Source organism: Methylobacterium currus (assembly GCF_003058325.1).
GTDB lineage: Bacteria > Pseudomonadota > Alphaproteobacteria > Rhizobiales > Beijerinckiaceae > Methylobacterium > Methylobacterium currus.
Genome location: NZ_CP028845.1, coordinates 96,973 through 115,982, shown reverse-complemented (window position 1 = coordinate 115,982; position 19,010 = coordinate 96,973). Strand labels below are relative to the sequence as shown.

Here is a 19,010-nt window from a genome sequence, read left to right as displayed (position 1 = left end):
GATGGCACGTCGGAGCCTGCTGACGGATGCCGAGCGCGAGCGGCTGTTCGGCGTGCCGACGGGTCGCGACGAACTTGTCCGGCGCTACACCCTAGACCTAACCGACCTGGCGCTCGTCTCGGGGCATCGAGGCGACGCGAACCGGCTCGGCTTCGCGCTACAGCTCGCGCTCCTGCGCGACCCCGGCTTCGGTCTCTCTGTCGCTACCGGCGCTCCCGAGGCGCTCGTCGTCTTCCTCGCCGAGCAACTCGGGATCGAGCCGAGCGCCTTTGCCGCTTACGCAGCCCGAGTCGCGACCGCGACCGAGCACGCTCGCGAGCTCGAGCGCGCCCTGGGCCTGCGCCCGGCGACGCGGGTGGATCTGCCGCTGATGATCGAGTCCGCCGCGGCTGCGGCGTGGCCGACAGACAAGGGAGGGCCGATCGCTGAAGGAATCATCCACGCGTTGCGCGACGTCCGCATCGTCCTGCCGACACCCGACACGATCGAACGCGCCGGGCTGGCCGGACGCGCTCGTGCGAGGAAGCGCGCCGCCGACGCTTTGCTCGCCGGCCTCTCGCACGAGCAGATCACAAGGCTCGATGCAATGCTGGCCGTGGATCCTGCGACCGGCCGCACGCTGCTTGCCTGGACGAGGGACCTGCCGGTCGCGCCCAAGCCTGACCACGTTCGCGAACTTGTGGACCGGCTGGCGATGGTGCGCGCGGTCGGTCTCGACCCCACCCTCACCAACCGGATCCACCCCGACCGGCTGCGCGCACTCGTGCGGGAGGGACAACTGTCGTCGCCCCACGCGATCGAACGCTACACGCCGCACCGACGCCGCGCCATCCTGGTCGCGGCGCTGCTCGACCTGGAGAGGCGATTGACCGACGCCGTGCTCGGCATGGCCGATCGGCTGATCGGTGCCAGCTTCACACGGGGGAAGAATGCCCGCGAGCGCACCTACACGGCGACCTCGCGTGACGTTGGCCGGCTCATGCGCCTGCTCCACGGCACGATCGAAGCGGTCGAGGCCGCGGTGCGCGACGGCGGCGACGCGCTCAGCGCGATCGACGGGGCGGTCGGGCTGGACCGGCTTATCCACGCTAAGCCTGACGCGGCTGCGATCGCTGACCTCGCGGAGGAGGATCCGCTGGTGCGCGCCGCCGACCGGCATGGCACCCTCAGGAAGTTCGCGCCGCTCCTTCTAGAGGCGATCGACTTCAGGGCGAGCCGGAGCACGGACCCCACGATTGCTGCTCTCGCCACCCTGCGTCAGCTTAACCGCTCCGGAAAACGCGACGTGCCCCGCGACGCGCCGATGCCGTTCAAGAAGGATTGGCGCAGGCTCGTCGCCGGTGCTGACGGCAAGGTCGACCGCAGGCTCTACGAGACTGCGGTGTTCGCCCACCTGCGTAACAAGTGGCGCTCGGGCGACGTCTGGGTGGAGCGCTCGGGCGAGTATCGTCGCTTCGACAGCTATCTCCTTCCTGCGGCCGAAGCTGCGCCCATCGTCACCGATCTCGACTTGCCGGCGAGCGGCGACGCGTGGCTGTCGGAGCGGGGCCGTGAACTCGACTGGCGCCTCCAGCGCTTCGCAGGCCGCCTGACCCGAGGCCAAGTCGAGGGCGTGTCCATGAAGAACGGCCGGCTGTCTATCGCGCCGGTGCGTTCCGCGACCCCGCCGGACGCGGCGGCGCTGGCCGAGCGCATCGACGCACTGATGCCGCGCGTGCGCGTCACCGACCTTCTTCACGAGGTGGCGCGCGAGACCGGCTTCCTCTCCGCCTTCACTAATCTGCGCACGCACCGGCCGGTCGACAACGAGGCCGCACTCCTGGCCGTGATCCTCGCCGACGCCACCAATCTCGGCCTGTCTCGCATGGCCGAGGCGAGCCAGGGCGTGACCCGCGACCAGCTTCTCTGGACCCGCGAAGCCTATATCCGCGATGAGACATACCGGGCCGCGCTCGCGCGCATCATCGACGCGCACCACGCGCTGCCGATCGCCTGTGTGTGGGGGGATGGCACCACCTCGGCGTCCGACGGTCAGTTCTTCCGGTCGGGCAAGCGCGGCGACGCCGCCGGCGAGGTCAACGCCCGCTACGGTGTCGATCCAGGCTTTGCCTTCTACACCCACACCTCTGATCAGCACGATCCCTTCCATGCGACCGTGATCTCGGCCACCGAGCACGAGGCGCCCTTCGTCCTCGACGGGCTTCTCCATCACGGCAGCGGCCTGAGCATCGCCGAGCACTACACCGATACTGGCGGCAGCACCGACCACGTCCACGCCCTGTGCGCGCTGCTGGGTTTCCGCTTTTGCCCCCGCCTGCGCGACTTCCCCGACCGCCGGCTCGCCTCGATCGAGCCCGCCGCACGATACCCGGCGCTGAAGCCCATCATGGGAAAGAGGGTGCGCGTCGAACTCATTCGCGAGCACTGGGGGGACATCATCCGCCTCGTAGCCTCGCTGAAGGCCGGCGTCGTCGCGCCCTCCGCGATGCTGAAGAAGCTTGCCGCCTACGAACGGCAGAACCAGCTCGACCTCGCGCTCGCCGAGATGGGCCGCATCTGCCGTACGTTGTTCATGCTCGACTGGCTCGAGGCGCCCGCGCTGCGCCGACGCTGCCATGCGGGACTGAACAAGTCCGAGCAGCGCCACGTTCTGGCCGGTGCCATCTGCACCTACAAACAGGGACGCATCGCCGACCGCTCGCGCGAGGCGCAGGAGTATCGCGCTTCGGGGCTCAACCTCGTCATCGCCGCCATCGTATATTGGAACTCGACCTACATGGCCGACGCGGTGGCGCACTTGCGTACGACGGTCGAGCCCGCGCCCGACGACCTGCTGAGCCACACCTCGCCCGTCGGGTGGGAGCACATCGCGCTCTCCGGAGACTTCCTCTGGGACCACGTCGCCATGCCGAGGGGCCGGCGGCCGCTCAACCTGCCGCGCCAACGTCGCGTTGCATGACGTTCACGCAGCGTTCTTCCTTGGCGTAACTGGGCGAACAACCAACGCGACGTCCTCCTGTACCGGACCGAAGCCGAGATCCGCGGCCGCTCGGCCGAGGAGCGGCGGATGCAGCGCCAGGAGCACAGCCGTCCGGTGATCGCGGCGCTGCAGCCCTGGCTGCGCGAGACGCTCGGGCAGCTGAGCCAGAAGAGCCGGCTGGCCGAGGCGATCCGCTACGCGCTGTCGCGCTGGGCGGGGCTGAGCGTGTTCCTGGAGGATGGCCGGGTCGAGCTCGACTCGAACGTGGTCGAGCGGGCGATCCGGCCGCTGGCGCTGACGCGCAAGAACGCGTTGTTTGCTGGTTCGGACGGCGGCGGGCAGCACTGGGCGGTGATCGCCTCGCTGGTCGAGACCTGCAAGCTGAACGGGGTGGAGCCGCACGCCTACCTGAGCGACGTGCTCACTCGCATCGCCAAGGGCCATCCCAACCGCCGCCTCGACGAGTTGCTGCCCCTGGGCCTATGCCAGCGCGCGAGACCCCAGAGCCGTGGCCTGAAGGCGCCGCTTACGCATGAACGTCATCGCTGCAAAGCTCGTCATCGGGAAGGGCTCCATGCACCGTGCTCTCGCACCCGAGAAGCCGGCCGCGTAACCTCGGCTGTTGCCGCGGAAGTGCAATCAGTTACAGACTTCCCTGTGACGCCGAACGTAGGACCATTCCCATCTCGCTGCGGCAACAGTTGCACAGATCACGCTGCACCCGCCGTTGCCCGAACTGCCGGCTGAACCGCGGCCCTGACCTCGTCGTAGATCGCAATGCCTGACCCGACCTCTGTCTCCAGGCTGATCGCAACAGCGTAGGGCACGCGATCATCAAGCGCGCCCGCCTGGGCACGACAAGCAACTCGGAGCTTCAACATGCCACCATCTAGAAAGGCGACTGCGCTTTCCCCTTCGAACATGCAGTGCGAGAGCGTTCCGCGGTTGATGGCGATGTGCGTGGGCTGTGCGGACGCGCGCCCGACTGCCAAGGAGTAGCTCTTGTCGCCGGCAGGAAGCAGTTCGAGCGTCGCCGAGCGGTATTGCTGGTGCCGGGCGTTGATCGGCGTCAGCCAAGCCATGGTCATCGTCAAGCGACGCAGCTCCGTTGAGCCCTCGATCGACGGTGGTAAGGGAATAGCAAATTCGTCCTGTGCATCCTGTTCAATCTCACCGTATGCGAATAGTGTGACCCGTTCGGCCGTACAGTCGAGGACGCGGTCAATCTCAGGTCGTCCATAACCTAGGAAACGGGAGATGTTATCGCGGTGGCGCTGCCAATCGCGGCCTCCCGGTCCGAATGCTTCATCAAGTTTGCTTCCGGCTTCGCCCCAAGTCGCACCGTGTACGAGCAAAGCTTTTAGCAATACCGCCGCATGGGTGCGCGGTATGTCGTAGCCAGCCTCAACCAGCGAGTCGTAGATCCTGATCGCCGATCGTGTGATGAGCGCAGTCGCGTTGCTAGACCCCACAGTCCGACGCTGCACATCCAAGCGGCCTGTCCCGCCACCGTCAGGTGCCGCCGACATTTGACCAGCGTAATTTCCACCCGGATCGACAGTGAGCCACACATGACCTTCATCTTCGGAAGCCCGCACGAGCTCACGACCCCCGTCGAAAAGGAGATCGGGCTTGACGGTCTGTCGAAAGCCGAGACCGACGCCCGAACTGACGTTGGGCATGCTGCCGTTTGGAAATGGATCTTTCAGATGAAAGGCCTCTGGCGCGCTGGCGAACTCGTCTGCGTGCCAAGCCCCGACAGCGATCGCATTCAGCCCTTCGGCAGGTGAGAGTAGTGACCGCGTTGCCTTCTCGGAGTTCAGCGCCGCGATTACCGCCGCCTCGCGCTGCTCCGGGGTCGCTGCCGCCCAATCAGCTGTGGTCGCAAAGTCGCGGACCGGCAACCAGCGACGCACATTGCCCGCGCTGATTAGGAATAGGACGCGGTAGCGGAATGACAGCCAGTCCATCAGCCGCGCCCACGGGCTAATTCGACCAGCATATGGGCGATTAAGATCGCCCACCGAGAGGTTGATTACGACCACGGTCGGTGCAGACGCGGGCTCGCCGCCATCACCCTCCAGCAAGCGCCGAACCGCGAGATAGATGACGTCGAGCGGAAGCCGATCAGGGGGCGTGGTTTCCGCATCGGCCGCAGCGTCATAGACCATGATCGGGCGCACATACAGCGGCCGACCTACGGGCTGCTCTCCAGCCTGCAGGTCGCCGTGCACGATCAGGGATGCCATGCTCGTTCCATGCGAGCGCTTGGCCGCTGGCGTACGAGCGCTATAGTCGTCTGGGTCATCCAGTATCAGGCGATCAACAAGCCGCTGATGATTGGCAACAGGTACGCCATCCAATAGAGCGGCGATCGCGTCGCCCTCTGGTTTGGCCTGTTGCGGGGGCACTGCAGACTCACCCAGTTCCTCTGGTTCAGCGATGGAGGCGAGCGACTGCGGTCGCAGGTACATGATGTCGTCCAGACGCGCGAGCGCGACGTCGGGATGTTCAATGAGCTCTCGTACCTGGTCAGGCGGCAGGTCAATAAGCAAGCCGTGATAGCGGATCGGCTCAATGAGCGACGAAGAAACTACTTGTCCGCCCAGTTCGGTGAGCTGCCCTTCAACACTGCCTATCGCTTGGGCTCGCCGCTCCGCGCGCTCGTGAAACCAGAGCTCGACCTCGAACCGTACAGGGTCATCCGGTCGCTCCGCTACACGCTCGCGCCAGTATTCCAACGTTTCTGGCAGGACTCGATCTTGCGGCCCCCACGCCCGCAGGTCGTTCAGCATCTCGAACAAGGTGCCCCACGGTGCGAAGCCCCACGGCATCGCTTGGCCTTGGCGGAACAGATCCCAGAGCCTGAGGATCTCACCCAACGCGCGCATGTCAGGCATCGCCATGTAGAGGCGTCCGCCGACAGGCTTTTCGCTACGAATTTCTTTGCCCTTATTATTCTGCACGACGTGGAAGTCGTCATCGGGCTCGATTACGGCATCGTCTTCCAGCAGGAACTCGAGCCCCTGGATGCGTCCGACTTGGCTGTAAAAGTCCCCTACTGAACCGACAACCTCGAAGACGAGTGCTCTCTCCGGCGCTATACCATCGGGATCGGCGCGTAGTGTCATGCTCGCCTGCGCTGCAGCCTGAGCAGCGACGTTTCTGAGACGATCGAAACGCGGGCCAAGCCGCTGCGCCTGCCGACCGAACCCCGGCTTCGCGATCTTCGCGTTCGGGTCTACCGGCGTAGGGGCACGCTTATCGCGTTCGTTACGGGTAGCCTCAGGTATCTGAAGGAGAGGTCTCTCCGCCACGTTTCTCGCTCTTCTTTTTGCTCGGTGCACTCACGCGGGATCGCCAGACCTTTAACTCGTGCTCGACGATTTCGCTTGGGCGACCATCCCCCAGTGACAAGACGAAGCGACGAAGAATATTTGTGCAGAAATCCTCAACCTCAGCGAGGCTTGATCCACGTAGTGCGCGAGCTAGCTGATCTGGCGACTTTCCAAGATCGCTTAGCACCGGCCGAGCTTGGAAAAACATGCTGATAAAATTAGATATTTGTCTCTCGCCCGGCGCCGGCAAATCAAGACGTAGCTGAAACCGTCGCCATGCAGCCCGGTCAAGAAGCTCGGAATGGTTGGTCGCCGCTACGATAATGGTCCAGCTTGGCAGATCGTCCATCTGAAGGAGGAGAGAGCTGACGACACGTTTAATCTCGCCCGTCTCATGAATGTCACCCCGCTCCTTTCCGACAACGTCGAACTCGTCGAAGAAAAGCACACTCGGCGTCGTGCGCGCGAAGTCGAAGACGCGACGGAGCCGGCCTGCCGTCTCACCGAGGAAGCTGCCGATTACCGCCTCGTAGCGGACTGTCAGGAGGGGAACGCTCAGAGCCTCAGCGATCGCTTCCGCTAAAGAGGTCTTCCCGTTTCCAGGAGGTCCGGCCAGTAGGATGCGATGGCGGGGCTCTAAACCGTGCGAGCGGAGGACGTCGGCTCGACGCTGCTCCTCAATCAGCTCCTCACACGCTTCGCGGGTGACGGGCGGCAGCAGCAGGTCGGCTAGCCGACGCTGAGGCACGCGGTCAACGAAGAGGTCGCGTGTCGACGGCCCGCGTACCGCCGGTGCCGGTGCTGCAACATGGCTGCCGTTCAGGTTCGTGCGGAGGGCGGCCGTCAGCCGTTCAGCGAGGACAGTGTGCTTGTTTGCTTTCTCATCAGCGATAAGCGCTTCAGCAGACGTGCGCGCCAAATGACGGTCGCCGGTTGCGCCCGCCTTCACAAGAGCCACTAGGAGATCGCTACGCGCCATCCGCTTCTTCTTCTTCACCGGCCTAGCCGGTTTTGCCTCCGCCTTTGGACGTAGGGGGCCGGGCGCAGCTTCATCCGGCCCGAACAAATCCACGTCCCACTCCATCAACCTGCTTCGCCACTGCTCCATTCAGCGCTTTGTGCAACGTTGAGCGGTGAACACCCAAGGTTCTTGCGACCTCGGACACCGTCAATTTAGGGTCTTTTAAAAGCCGCTGAGCTACCTGCAGCTTCTCTGCGCTGAGCTTCGGTGGGCGTCCACCCTTGCGTCCTCTGGCCCGCGCAGCCGCTAGACCCACCATGGCTCGCTCGTGGATTACCTCGCGCTCGAACTGCGCGAGCGCTCCAAATAGGTGGAAGACCAAACGCCCATTCGGCGCCGTCGTATCGATGCCTTCGGTAAGGCTCTGCAGCCCGACTCCCCTCCTCTCCAGCTTCTGCACAGTTTCGATCAAGTGCGGCAGAGAACGTCCGAGCCGGTCAAGTCGCCACACTACGAGTGTGTCACCACGCCGCGAGTGGTTCAGTAGCTCGGCCAGAACTGGCCGCCCCGCGGCCGCGCCGGACGCAGGCTCCGAGAAGGTGCGCTCGCAGCCCGCCGCCTCCAGCGCCTCCAGCTGAAGGAGAGCCGTTTGATCGTCTATCGACACTCTCGCGTAGCCCAGCAGCATATCGAAAACCTACCAGTCGCCTCCTTTCCGCGACAGCGATTTTTCAACGGCTTTCGCGACGCTCCACAGCCGGACTTTCGACGTTGCCCGTCCCCCTCTCTGGAACGTGCTGCCCGCCACGCCGCGCGTGATCCAGTACCTGAAGTGGGATCGGCTCCCGTCCGCCGCGGCGCTGGCCGACGTGCTGGGTACAACGACACGGAGAGCTATGCAGGAGAATGGGTGGCGCGCTTGGCGTGAAGCCAGCGGATCATGAAACCGGCGCTGACGTGGACGTGGGAAGCCCACACGGCGATTTCACACCGTACCCAGAAACAGGACTGCTCCTAGACGCTCAGATTTGACGGCCAGGGTTAATCCGTGCCTGTCTGTAGGCTTCCGCGACCCGTGGCTTGAGCCCGAGTCGCATCAACCCGGAGATCCTGCCGCCGCAGTGAGACCCTGAAAAAGCGAGACCCCCGAAAGCCTGCCAGGGCGTCCGAGGGTCTAGAGCCCCGAAGGGCCGATGAAGTCTCTCACAAGCTCATCGTCCCGGAAATCGCCGCCCGAGTCAATCTGAAAGCGCCGCTTTCGGACACGGGGCCGCTTTGTCTGGAGCCTGGGCGCCTGCCACGCGTCCGGGAACGATCTGCCGCGGCCCTTTACCGAAGGGCCGACCGATGACCTATGCCGAGATGAAAGACGCGATCGCCCGAGCGCTGCCGCAGGCGCTCCCGGGCTTGCGCGCGCAGCTCTACGACCTCAACGGCACCGGACTGATCAGCGACCAAGATGCCGGCGAGCTCGACGACGCGATCGAGGCCCGGCGCACCGCCGGCCGGGCGACGCCGGCCCCCTCCCCTATGCCGGCCGGCCTATCCTTAGGGGCTGCGATCGCGCCCACGGCCGAGCGCGTGCACCGCTTCGCGCGTCAGCGCCGCCAGACCTCCCCCGACAGGGCCAAGAGCCGGGCGCGCGTGCGCCTGATCTCCCGGGCCCGGTGCCTGCCCGACCACCTCTCCGCCCGCTACACTAACGGCCAGGCGGCCGTGCTCGGGGTCGTGGGCGACGAGATGGCGGCCCGCGGCGTGTGCGCCCTGTCGATCGCCGAGATCGCAGCGCGGGCCGGCGTGTGTCACCGCCTCGCGCAGACGACGCTTCGCCTCGCCGAGGGCGACGGGCTCGTGACGATCACCGAGCGGCCCCGTAAGGGGCAGAAGCATCAGACGAACCTCGTGCGCGTCCTGTCGCGAGAGTGGGCTGCCTGGCTCGCGAAGCGGCGACCGACAGGGTGCAGACAGTTTGGTGCCACGGAAATCGAAGATTCTTCTTTCTCTCTAGAATCGAAGGGGGCGGCGCGCGGAAGCGTCGCGACGGGTTTTCGGAGGGGGGATTCGGGATCCGGAGCGGCCGGTCGAGCGGCGGCGCGTCCGCGATTCTAGCTTGAAACGATCGCCAGTCCTGGAATCGCGAGCGCCGGACCCTGGGGAGGATCCGGCGCGCGGTGAGGGATTCGCGTATTGGCCTCTTAAGGTTTGCGCCTCAAGACCTCAATGCCTCTCGACCTCAAGAGCAACGGGTCGGGCGTGGGCACGAAGGATCCCGCGCCCGAAACCGATTGAGGCCTAGGCCTCTATTCCTCAACACCTCTGGGCCTCTAGGCCTCTTGAGTTCAATAAGAGAGGGGCCGCCCGCCGTCACCTGCGCCCGCTCGGCCTCTGCGCCGTCGCCGGCTGCAAGGCCGCATGCCCCTTCCGTTGCAGATACTCGGATACGGCTTCGTGAATGATCTTCTGCAAGCTGAGCTTGGCGTCAAAGCTGTAGCGGCGCAGCCGTTCGTGATCCTCGGCCGTCACGAACAGGTTGATTTGGCGCAGCTTCGCGGTGTCGGCGTCGAGCGCTGGCGCCGTCGCGCTGGGCACGGCGGGCGCCGGTGCGGGCGCGGGCGGCGGCGGATCGAGCGGCTTGAGCAGCGCCGCCATGGTGCGCTTCGGACGCGCGGGAGGAGGTGTCTCACTCATTGATTTGGCCTCTGATCCAGTGCCACACGGCGCGCAGCTCGTCGGCCGCTTGGCGCGCGGCAGCGCCACGCATCTCGAGAACGGACCGCCCCTCGGTGTGGGCGTCCTGATATACGGTCCGGTCGGCCAGGTGCGTCGGGCAGACCGGCACCGGGTAGACAGACAGGGCCGCACGCGCCTCGGTGGCGCGGCCGACCGTCTTGGCGCAGTTGACGACGATGACGGCCCGTCGCTCAAGGCGGCGCAGCATGGCGAGCGTGTCACCCACCGCCTCGAGGTCGTCGCCGCTCGGGCGCACGGGGACGATCACCAGGTCGGCGACGCGGGCGGCCTCCGCCTCCCGTTCGGTGACAGCGGGCGCGGTGTCGACGAACAGCACGCCGTCCGCCGCGCGAGCCTCGGCGATCTCGGCGGCGAGCGAACCCGTCGCGAGCTCGAACAGCTCGGGCCGCTCGGGCGCCGGAGTCAGGGTTTGGCGGCGGTCCCACCATTTCGAGGCGGTCGCCTGCACATCGCGATCAATGATGAAGGCGGGGCCGTCCTCGGCGGCGGCGGTCGAAAGCTGGCGGGTGAGGGTGGATTTGCCCGCCCCTCCCTTCTGAGACATGACGGAAATGATCTGCACGGGTGTCCTCCTCAACCCCTCTGGGGTTCTGCGCCTCAATGCCTCAACAAATCAATACCTCTAGAGGTCTAGGCGCTGACGGTGAGCGCGATGGTGACGAACACTAGAGTCGCGTTGACGAGCACGATCGCGCACCACGCGGCGGCGACGAAAACGATAGTCATTTTAGTTGTCCTCAAGAGAGGTAGAGGTATTGTCCTCTAGAGGTAACGAGCAACAGCAGGCCATTGGCTGCCTCACGCAACGGCGCCGGCTGGCGCACCGTTGTCCTCTATATCTCTAGATATATTGACCTCTAGAGGTCAAGCAAGCCTTGCGCGCTGAGTTAAGCCGCGGTCAACGACGCCAAGCGCCTGCGGGGGAGGGGAGGGCGGTCCCAGCTCGACCACGCCTCACCCTGCATCCGGCCCCATCGCCAGGGCGAGCCGCCGCCGGCGGAAGGAGGCCGTCTGTCCCTTTGGTACACCCTAACGAGACTCACGTGTGAGACAGCCGTGGCCGTCTCAACAGAGTTGTAAATCAGGACGTGAGACAGCTATGAGTGAAGCTCTAGATCCTGGTGAGACGAAACGATGGGCAAAATCGGCTACGCACGCGTCAGCACCACGGATCAGGACCTCTCCCTTCAGCTCGCCGCCCTCTCCGCTGCAGGATGCGGCGTCATCCGATCCGAGAAGATCACCGGATCTACCGTCGCCGGTCGCGCCGAGCTACGCACCGTCCTCGACTTCATCGGCAAGGGCGATACCCTCGTGGTCACCCGCATCGATCGCCTCGCCCGCTCCCTCGGCGACCTCCAAGACATCGTTCGCGAGCTCAAGGCCAAGGGAGCCTCGCTCGTCGCCACCGAGCAGCCGATCGACACCAGCACCGCCGCCGGCAAAGCGTTCCTCGATATGCTCGGTGTGTTCGCCGAGTTCGAGACCAACCTGCGGCGAGAGCGCCAGATGGAGGGAATCGCCAAAGCCAAGGCCGCCGGCGTCTACAAGGGTGGCAGGACTCGGATCGCTGCCGACGAGGTGCGCCGTCTTGCAGGGGAGGGGATGGGTCCTTCGGCAATCGCACGACAGCTGGGGATTGGCCGAGCCAGCGTCTATCGCTTGCTCAGCCCAGGAAAAGTTGTTTCACAAGACGACCGTCGCCCTTTGGACGTGCCCTTATGAAGGAAGAGCCGCTTTAGCTGGCTATGTCGGCCTTCTTGTGTCGACCGCGGCGGGTTGGTCCAGCGGCCAACTCTTCGGCCAAGTGGGCCTGTGCTGTGATCGACACCGAAGTGAGATCTCGGGCTGGATCAGGAACGAGCCCCAACATCTATCCTGAGTGGATCTTCAGCGATCGTAATCCGCTCTTGAGCGCGAGCGCTCTGATCGCTCGCGCTGAACAGCTTGGGGAAGGCTGCTGCGAACGTCCTCGATCAGCCGCAGCACACGCAGCGCGATCTGGCGTTCGGCCTGCCGAACGTTCCTAGCCAACTGCCGCAGTGCGAGCTGAGGGATTGTGCCGATCTCCCACAAGACTTGGCGCAGGGCACGTGCGGCTCCGAAGCTGGCCTGCAGATCGAGGCGCAGCTCGGAACGGGCTGGCGCGATCGCGCCGCTGCTCACGAATGCGGCTCTGTCCTCGACATGATCGACCACGTTCACCTTCTCGCTGTAGCGGCGTGCCTCCACGAACAGGCGCTCGTGCAGTTCCGCCGTGCTCGGGGCGAAGTGCGGATCGGCCTGTCGCACCCGCACCGCTGCTTCCAGCCGCTCCCGCTCAATCACCAGACGTGCCTCATGCCGGTGGCGTGTCAGCCCCACATAGAGCTCGCGCGCATCGCCCGCCGTGAACCCGCAGTAGATCGTCGCCTCGCAGGTGCGGCCCTGCGCTGCGTAGACGGTCCCAGCATAGCCCGGGCTGATCCGCGGCAGGAGCCGCGCCTTGCTCCGGCCCCTCTGCAGCGGCACGAAGCCGGCATAGTCGTCCTCGACCTGCCGGCCGTCCTCCAGCCGAACCCGCAGGCGCAGCTCCCCGGCCTCGTCCGGCCCGATCGCCTCCACGACCGCGCGCGTTCCATTGCGGATGCCGGGCTGGCTCAAGCTCTCGCCGAAGCGGACGCGCTCGCCGACCGCCAAGCTCAGCGCCTGCGCCTTGTTCTCGCGGTCGCGAGCCGTGACCTCGACGTCAGGGCCGGTCAGCACGCCTTCCGTGCGCAGCAGCGCGCGTGCACCGCGGTTCAGCGCGGCCGCGTCGCGGTTGCGCCGCGTCACCATCAGCACCGCATCCGAGCCGTGCCGCGCCCGCGTCTCGGACCAGAGCGCCAGCGCCCGCTCCTGTACGGCCGCGCTGCCGGGGACGAGCTCGATGCAGCCGCGGCTCGCATAGGCGCGCAAGCCTGCCTCCACCTCGCCGCGCGCCATCAGCACCGAGGCCGCCCGCTGCCAGGGCACCACCTGGCGCCGCACCTGCGAGAGCGTGGCGTGGCGGCCTAGCACGTCGGTCACCGCCCGCAGAGCACTCGCGCCCGCCACCGAGGCGAGCTGGCGCCGATCACCCACCAACACCACGCGGGCTCCGCCGGCCTCCGCCGCCGATAGGATGGCGGCAAGGTCCTTCGTACCCACCATCCCGGCCTCGTCCACCAGCACCAGGCTGTCGGGACCGAGGCTCGTGCCCGCCCCCTGCGCGTGGTCGTGGCGCCATTTGGCAATGGCCTGCGCCGGGATGCCGGTCGAGCTGCGCAGTTCGTCTGCCGCGACCCAACTCGGAGCAAGGCCGATCACCTGAAGTTCACAGCGTCGTGCGATCTCGGTCAGTGCCTTCGCCGTGGTGGTCTTGCCCGTGCCGGCGCCCGCCTCCAGCACGCTGACCGCTGCTGCACCGCTCACGTGGCGCAGGGCCAGCTTCTGCTCCTCGGCCAATTGGGGCGCGCAGGTGTCAACGGGCACCGAAGTCTCCGCAATTGTGGGCTTTCAAAATTCCCTGGCCGGCGGGTTCGGTGCGGATCGGTGATCAGCCGGCCGTGTGATCGGAGGCAGCCTTTCCGGGTGGACGACCGCGACGCCTGGGTGCGGGCGGCGGAACGATCAGGGCCTTGGAGCGGACGTGCTCGGGGACGAGGTCGGCGTGCTGGCGCAGGCGGTAGCTCGCCCCCTCGATCTGGATCACCACGGCATGGTGGAGGAGTCGGTCGAGCAGGGCTGTCGCCACGACCGGATCACCGAACACCTCGCCCCACTCGGCGAAGCCGCGGTTCGAAGTCAGGATCATCGCCCCGCGCTCGTAGCGCGCGTTGACGAGTTGGAAGAACAGGTTGCCGCCACCGGGGACGACGGGGAGGTAGCCGATCTCGTCCACGACCAGCAGCGAGGCCCGGCAGAGATAGCGGATGCGCTCGCGCAGGGAGCCGTCGCGCTCGGCCTTGGCCAGCGAGGTCACGAGGTCGGCCAGCGTCGAGAACACGACGCTGCGCCCGGCCTTGACCGCCTCGACGGCGAGCGCGATCGCCAGATGGCTCTTGCCGGTGCCGGGTGGTCCGAGCAGATGGACGACCTCGGCCCGGTCGATGAAGGTCAGTTCCGCCAGCGCCAGGACGCGCTCGCGGTCGAGCGAGGGCTGGAAGGCAAAGTCGAACCCGGACAGCGTCTTGATCGTGGTCAGGCGCGCGACCAGCAGGGCGGTCTTCACGCGGCGGTTCTCGCGCAGCGTCAGTTCCTCGGTCAGGATCACGTCGAGGGCGGCCAAGCCGTCGATCTCGCCCTGCTCGATGCGCCGGACCGTCGCGTCGAGCACCTCCAGGGCGCGCGGCATGCGCAGGCCGACCAAGCTGCGCTTGATGCTGTCGAGGGTCGTGATGGCACAGGATGCGGTGCGGCTCATCGCTGGCCTCCGATCCCGCCGGCGAGCCGTTCGCCGACTGCCTGGTAGACAGCCAGCGAGCGCCGGGCGACGTGATCGCCATGGCGGCCGATCGGCAGACTGTCGGGATGGCCGTGGCGCATGGCCCGAGCGGCCGTGCCTTGCCGATGGTCGGGGTCGATGCGGTACTGCCGTCGTCCCTCCAGGATCGGATGGCTCGCGACGAGCCGGCCACCATCGAGGATGCGGATCGTGTCGGGCAACTGATGCACCTCGACGACGCGCCGGGTCCGATCCGGTACGCTGTAATAGTTGCCACCGATCGAGACGAGGCCATCGTGGCTGACGCGCCGCTCCAGCGTGAGCAGAGCGTCGAAGGGCAGAGCCGGCAAGGGCTGCAACTCGGGCCGCTCGGCGGCGAAGGCTTCCGAGACGATCCGCTGCGTGGTGCCGTGCAAGCGGACGTTGGCGACGGTATCGAGCCAGCTCCGAAGCTGGCGGTTGAGGTCGTCGAGGTCGCGGAAGGAACGTGCGAGGAAGAAGTCCTGGCGGATGTAGGAGAACGGTCGCTCGACCTTCCCCTTGGTCTTGGCCCGGTACGGGCGGCAGGCGCGCGGCAGGAATCCGTAGTGCTGGGCGAGTGCCAGCAGGGATCGGTTGTAGACGATGTGGCCGTCCGCATCCTCGCCGGTGACCGCCGTCTTCATGCGATCGTAGAGGATCTCGATCGGCACGCCGCCGATCGCGGTGAAGGCCTGCATGTGACAGCGCAGCAGCGTTTGCAGGTCCTGATGCAGGACGAAGCGCGCCTCGATGTGCCGGGAATGGCCGAGCACCAGCGAGAACAGCCAGACGATGCAGGTCGTGTCCGGCGCATCCGTGAAGGTGACGAGGAAGCGGGCGAAGTCGACCTGCGCCTGCTGGCCGGCCGGGGTCTCGAAGCGGACCTCGTAGGGCTTGGCCTCGGGCGGCCGGATCGCGGCGGCGAACCGCTTCACCGCGGTGTAGGCACCGGTGTAGCCGCGCTCGCGCAACTCGCGGGTCAGGCGCACGGCACTCAGGTCGGGGAAGGCGGTGATCCGCTCGCGCAGATAATCGAGATAGGGCGCGAGCTTGCTCGGGCGGCCGGGCTGACGCGGGCCGTAGGCCGGCGGCTCGAGGCCGCGCTCGATGTACTTGCGGATCGTCTTCGGATCGCGGCCGGTCCGGCGGGCGATGGCGGAGACGGACAGGCCCTGTCGGTGCAGGTCCAAGATCATGACGAGTTCTCCCAGCAGAACCATCCTCGTCGCTCCCAGCCGATCGGTATCGGCAGGCATGGTGGCTGAGGATGGAAAAGCCCGAGAGGGCGCGGGGCGTCGCGACCCTACGGGCCAGGGCACCGACCAGGGAATTTTCGATGCCCACAATCAGGGAGTATTCAACGCCCGCTGACAGCAGGAGAGCACCGCTTCCACAATGGGTACCGGGATCACATGCTCCGCCGCAGGCCGGTCAGCCGCGCGCAGCGCGCACTCGCCGAGTGCCTGCCCTCCGCTCACCTGATCGAGATCGAGGCCAACCGCCGCCTGATCGAGCTGGAGGACCGCGTCAGCTTCTTCCCCGTGCGGGCCGAGCGCGGTGAGATCAACCGCACGGGTGGCGCGGCCGCGCGTGCCGAGTTCGACGGGCCGCTCAACGCCATCGCAGGCGCACAAGGGCCGGTCATCGTCGATGTCGGCGCCAACACGGCCGGCTCGCTCCTCCCGCTGATCGGCGAGGCGCAGGCGCGCTACGCTCGCCGCGGCGTCGAGTTCGCCCTCCTCGTCGTGCTCACCAGCGAACCCGGTGCGCTCGCCAACGCTCCCGTCCTGCTCGATCTCGCCCGCCCCTTCACGGCGGCGCGCTTTGCGGTCGAGAACCAGATCGAGGGTGCGGTCGATCCGAAGGCTCTGAAGGCGTTTGCCAAGGATGTCACCCTGACCCGACTGGAGAAGCTCAGCCTGGATGAGCGCGCCAACGAGCTCCTGCAGAAGGGCGGCTTGCGCTTCATCGGCGAGGATCTCACCGCGGCCGAGGACAGCCTGACCGGGCGCTACGGCTTTGCCGAGGCGGGACGCATCATCGAGGACCTCACCGGCTTCCGGTCCAAGGCCATGCAGGCCGCCGGTCCGGCCGCGCGCTGGTTGGAGGGCTGAGGGCGCATGGCACGTCCGCCTTCTCGGACCCAGCCCTCTACGGTCGAGGCGCGCCTGCAAGCAGCGCAGGAGGCCGAGCGAGCAGCCACGCAGCGGGTGCAGCAGGCGAGCCGCGCCCGGTTGGCCGAGCTCCTGCGGCTGGCGCCGCGCGAGCGTCTGACCCACCTCGACGACCCGGCTCTCGTCGGCCCGGACCGGATCAGCCTGCGCCGCTCGCTCCAGGCGAGCCTCGTCAGGCCACACCGCCGCTGGCGGCCGGGCGGTCGGCTGCAGGCGCTCGGCCGGCGCCTTAGGGCAGCGCTCCTGCGCCAGCTCCTGCACCCGGCCGTGCTCGGCCTCGTCGCCCTCGGCGGCGTCTGCCTCTCCACGGCCTGGTCCAACACACCGCGCGTGGCGATCGCGACGCAGGCGCTGGCCAGCAACGTGATCGGGCCGGACGGCCGCGTGCAGGACTACACCGTGCCGGCCCGGAGCTGGGTCGCGGTCGAGCAGCTCGGCACCGACGTGGCGCAGATGCGGGTCTGGTATCCGGGTCAGGGCTACGGGCACGGCAAGGTCTGGCGCAACGGGCTCGAATTCGCCCGATAGACCGACCAGCCCTGGTCCATCCTCGCCCGAGCCGCCCGGGAGGCCGAGGCCCTCGCGCGAGGACTGCCGAACGGTCCCGGGGACCGCCTTCAGGCGGTCGCCCGCACCGGCGCCACCGGATCGAGCAGGCCGGCAAAGCGCGCGTCACGGTGCGCGAAGGTCTTGCGCAGCTTGAGCGGGTCGGTGGTGTAGGCCGCGCTGTTGAGGAAGACCAGGCTGTGGCGCTGGGTCAGGCGAGCGAGCTCGGAGGCTGGCACCAGCGCTTCAGGTCCGGGCGCCACGCTCTTCGTCTCCCGGCCGGTGGTTGGATCACGCGAGATCGTCTCGTGCACGCCCGTGAAGGTGCCGAGCGCGTTCGACCAGCGCTCGCGCTCGGCACCCTGCGCGCCCGAGAGGTTGAACAGCATCAGTGCCTCGGCCGTATCGCGCAGGATGGCCGCACCCGCCTCACCATAGGTGTCGACGATCTGCGCCTCCGACTGCCAGAAGGTCCACAACGACACGCCGTAGCCCGGCAGCTCGCCAGTCCCGCGCAGGACAGCGTCGAAGCGCCCGAGCACGTAGGCCTCGTCGATGATGACCAGAAGGCGCTCAGCGACAGGCCGGCGCCGCACGGTGCTGAACAGGGCGGCGAGCAGCCAGCGCACGTAAGCCGCCATCTCCTTGCGGCGGTCGTCGGCCGGCAGCACGATGTAGAGGTCGGCGTCGCCCGCACAGAGCGCGTCGAGGCGGAAGCTGTGACCGGTCACGATCCTCTGCATGCGCGGATCCAGCATCCAGCTGAAGCCTTGCGCCGCGGTCGTGAGGATGCTGGCGCGGCTCTTCTCGTCGTCGGAGTCGAGGATGCCGCGCGCGTCGCAGGCAACCGCGTCGTCGTAGCCCTCCAGCGCCGCGCGCAGCGCCTCGGGATCGCGCACCAGGGCAGCGGCTTCGGGCGCGCCCTGTCCGGCCCGGATCACGCATTGGAGTGCTGCCACGATGAGCACACCGGCCCGGTCGCGGAAGAAGGCACCGGCCTCGCTGGTCTGGCCGGTCTCCGGCAGGAGGGCACGGGCCATGCTCTGCAGTTCCAGCACGTCCTCGGGATCGAGGCCGAGCAGTGGATCCCAGCGGTCCGTGCCGCCGGCGAGATTGAGTGGATCGAGCACGTAGACCGTCTGACCCATGCTCTCGCGCCGTCGGCGTACGGCGCGCACGACGTCGCCCTTGGGGTCGATCACCACGGCGGGGCCGGCCCAGGCATCCGGTTCGGGAAAGGCGAGGTTGGGCAGGATCAAGCCGCTGGTCTTGCCCGTGCGCGGCGGCGCGACGGTGAGCAGGTTGCCCTCAACCTGTATGCGCACCGCTCGCCCGGTATCCGGATCCAGACCGAGCTCAATGCCCTTGCGCATGCGGGCGAGCGCGCGCGGGGAGGCGAACTGAGCGTCGCCGAAGCGGCGCAGGCGGTGGCGCAGCGGCACGAGGCGCCCGCCCATCAGGATGATGGTGCCGAGCGCGACCGCGGCTCCCCAGACGAGAAGCGAGGCTTCGCGGCCGCCGCCGGGGAGCGCCTGCGCGCGGCCGAGCGCCATGTTGAGGTAAGTGCCGGCCATGCGGACAAAGCCGGAGAGCCAAGCGCGCAGGCCGCTGCCCTCCAGCGTAAACCAATCGGTGGGGTTCCTCGCAAAGCCGGCCAGACCCGCGCGTCGAGGCCGTGGCTCGCGAGGTAGGCGGCCGGGTAGCCGAGCAGTAAGGTGGCGAGCACGACAATGAGGACGAGGCCGGCGCGGAGAGGAAGGTCGGGGCGATGCATGGCGATGCCATAAAGCCGTAC

General features: G+C 67.2%; 14 protein-coding genes and 1 pseudogene. 6 read left to right on the top strand and 9 right to left on the bottom strand.

Annotated features, from left to right (window positions below; all coding sequences use genetic code 11):
- Position 1 precedes the first annotated feature (1 nt).
- Together DA075_RS35085 and DA075_RS35080 are read left to right on the top strand one after the other, a co-directional pair.
- Positions 2-2,959 carry a Tn3 family transposase gene (locus DA075_RS35085; RefSeq protein WP_053622085.1) on the top strand — a complete coding sequence of 986 codons (2,958 nt, stop codon included), beginning with the start codon at positions 2-4 and terminating at the stop codon, positions 2,957-2,959.
- A gap of 42 nt (positions 2,960-3,001) precedes the next feature.
- A pseudogene (locus DA075_RS35080) lies at positions 3,002-3,497 on the top strand (IS66 family transposase); the annotation flags it as partial.
- Positions 3,498-3,690: 193 nt separating this feature from the next.
- Here DA075_RS35080 and DA075_RS35075 read toward each other — a convergent pair.
- From DA075_RS35075 to DA075_RS35065, 3 genes are all read right to left on the bottom strand, one after another.
- Complete coding sequence (locus tag DA075_RS35075) at positions 3,691-6,111, bottom strand: S8 family peptidase (RefSeq protein WP_099957654.1); 2,421 nt, start codon at positions 6,109-6,111, stop codon at positions 3,691-3,693.
- 154 nt (positions 6,112-6,265) lie between these two features.
- The gene (locus DA075_RS35070) at positions 6,266-7,315 is read right to left on the bottom strand and encodes an AAA family ATPase (protein WP_329618738.1); all 1,050 of its coding nucleotides are present in this window, start codon (positions 7,313-7,315) and stop codon (positions 6,266-6,268) included.
- Positions 7,316-7,367: 52 nt separating this feature from the next.
- Complete coding sequence (locus DA075_RS35065; protein WP_099957652.1) at positions 7,368-7,967, bottom strand: recombinase family protein; 600 nt, start codon at positions 7,965-7,967, stop codon at positions 7,368-7,370.
- 659 nt (positions 7,968-8,626) lie between these two features.
- On the opposite strand from DA075_RS35065, the gene DA075_RS35060 reads away from it, so the two are divergent.
- Positions 8,627-9,388 carry a hypothetical protein gene (locus tag DA075_RS35060; protein WP_099957651.1) on the top strand — a complete coding sequence of 254 codons (762 nt, stop codon included), beginning with the start codon at positions 8,627-8,629 and terminating at the stop codon, positions 9,386-9,388.
- Between the two features lie 255 nt (positions 9,389-9,643).
- On the opposite strand, the gene DA075_RS35055 is transcribed toward DA075_RS35060, so the two are convergent.
- Positions 9,644-9,928 (bottom strand): hypothetical protein, encoded by a 285-nt coding sequence (locus tag DA075_RS35055; protein ID WP_099957650.1) that lies wholly within the window; start codon positions 9,926-9,928, stop codon positions 9,644-9,646.
- A 31-nt stretch (positions 9,929-9,959) separates the two neighbouring features.
- Positions 9,960-10,592, bottom strand: a complete 633-nt coding sequence (locus DA075_RS35050; RefSeq protein WP_099957649.1) for a ParA family protein — start codon at positions 10,590-10,592, stop codon at positions 9,960-9,962.
- Between the two features lie 572 nt (positions 10,593-11,164).
- On the opposite strand from DA075_RS35050, the gene DA075_RS35045 reads away from it, so the two are divergent.
- On the top strand, positions 11,165-11,755 hold the full coding sequence (locus DA075_RS35045; protein ID WP_060851480.1) for a recombinase family protein: 591 nt from the start codon (positions 11,165-11,167) through the stop codon (positions 11,753-11,755).
- A gap of 165 nt (positions 11,756-11,920) precedes the next feature.
- Here DA075_RS35045 and DA075_RS35040 read toward each other — a convergent pair whose 3' ends face one another.
- The 3 genes from DA075_RS35040 to istA form a co-directional block, all read right to left on the bottom strand.
- Positions 11,921-13,522, bottom strand: coding sequence for an ATP-dependent DNA helicase (locus DA075_RS35040; RefSeq protein ID WP_244936718.1), 1,602 nt, complete (start codon positions 13,520-13,522; stop codon positions 11,921-11,923).
- Between the two features lie 64 nt (positions 13,523-13,586).
- Positions 13,587-14,453: an IS21-like element ISMex13 family helper ATPase IstB gene (gene istB / locus DA075_RS35035; RefSeq protein ID WP_099952836.1), complete on the bottom strand. Its 867-nt coding sequence runs from the start codon at positions 14,451-14,453 to the stop codon at positions 13,587-13,589.
- On the bottom strand, positions 14,450-15,715 hold the full coding sequence (gene istA, locus DA075_RS35030) for an IS21-like element ISMex13 family transposase (protein ID WP_200602002.1): 1,266 nt from the start codon (positions 15,713-15,715) through the stop codon (positions 14,450-14,452). Before istA ends, istB begins: the two co-directional genes overlap by 4 nt.
- Positions 15,716-15,907: 192 nt before the next feature.
- On the opposite strand from istA, the gene DA075_RS35025 reads away from it, so the two are divergent.
- Both DA075_RS35025 and DA075_RS35020 read left to right on the top strand, forming a co-directional pair.
- On the top strand, positions 15,908-16,609 hold the full coding sequence (locus DA075_RS35025) for a hypothetical protein (RefSeq protein ID WP_099957647.1): 702 nt from the start codon (positions 15,908-15,910) through the stop codon (positions 16,607-16,609).
- 6 nt (positions 16,610-16,615) lie between these two features.
- On the top strand, positions 16,616-17,197 hold the full coding sequence (locus DA075_RS35020) for a hypothetical protein (RefSeq protein WP_099957646.1): 582 nt from the start codon (positions 16,616-16,618) through the stop codon (positions 17,195-17,197).
- A gap of 89 nt (positions 17,198-17,286) precedes the next feature.
- Here the strand turns inward: DA075_RS35020 and DA075_RS35015 are convergent, their stop codons facing one another.
- Positions 17,287-18,768, bottom strand: a complete 1,482-nt coding sequence (locus DA075_RS35015) for a type IV secretory system conjugative DNA transfer family protein (protein ID WP_164712607.1) — start codon at positions 18,766-18,768, stop codon at positions 17,287-17,289.
- Positions 18,769-19,010: the final 242 nt, after the last annotated feature.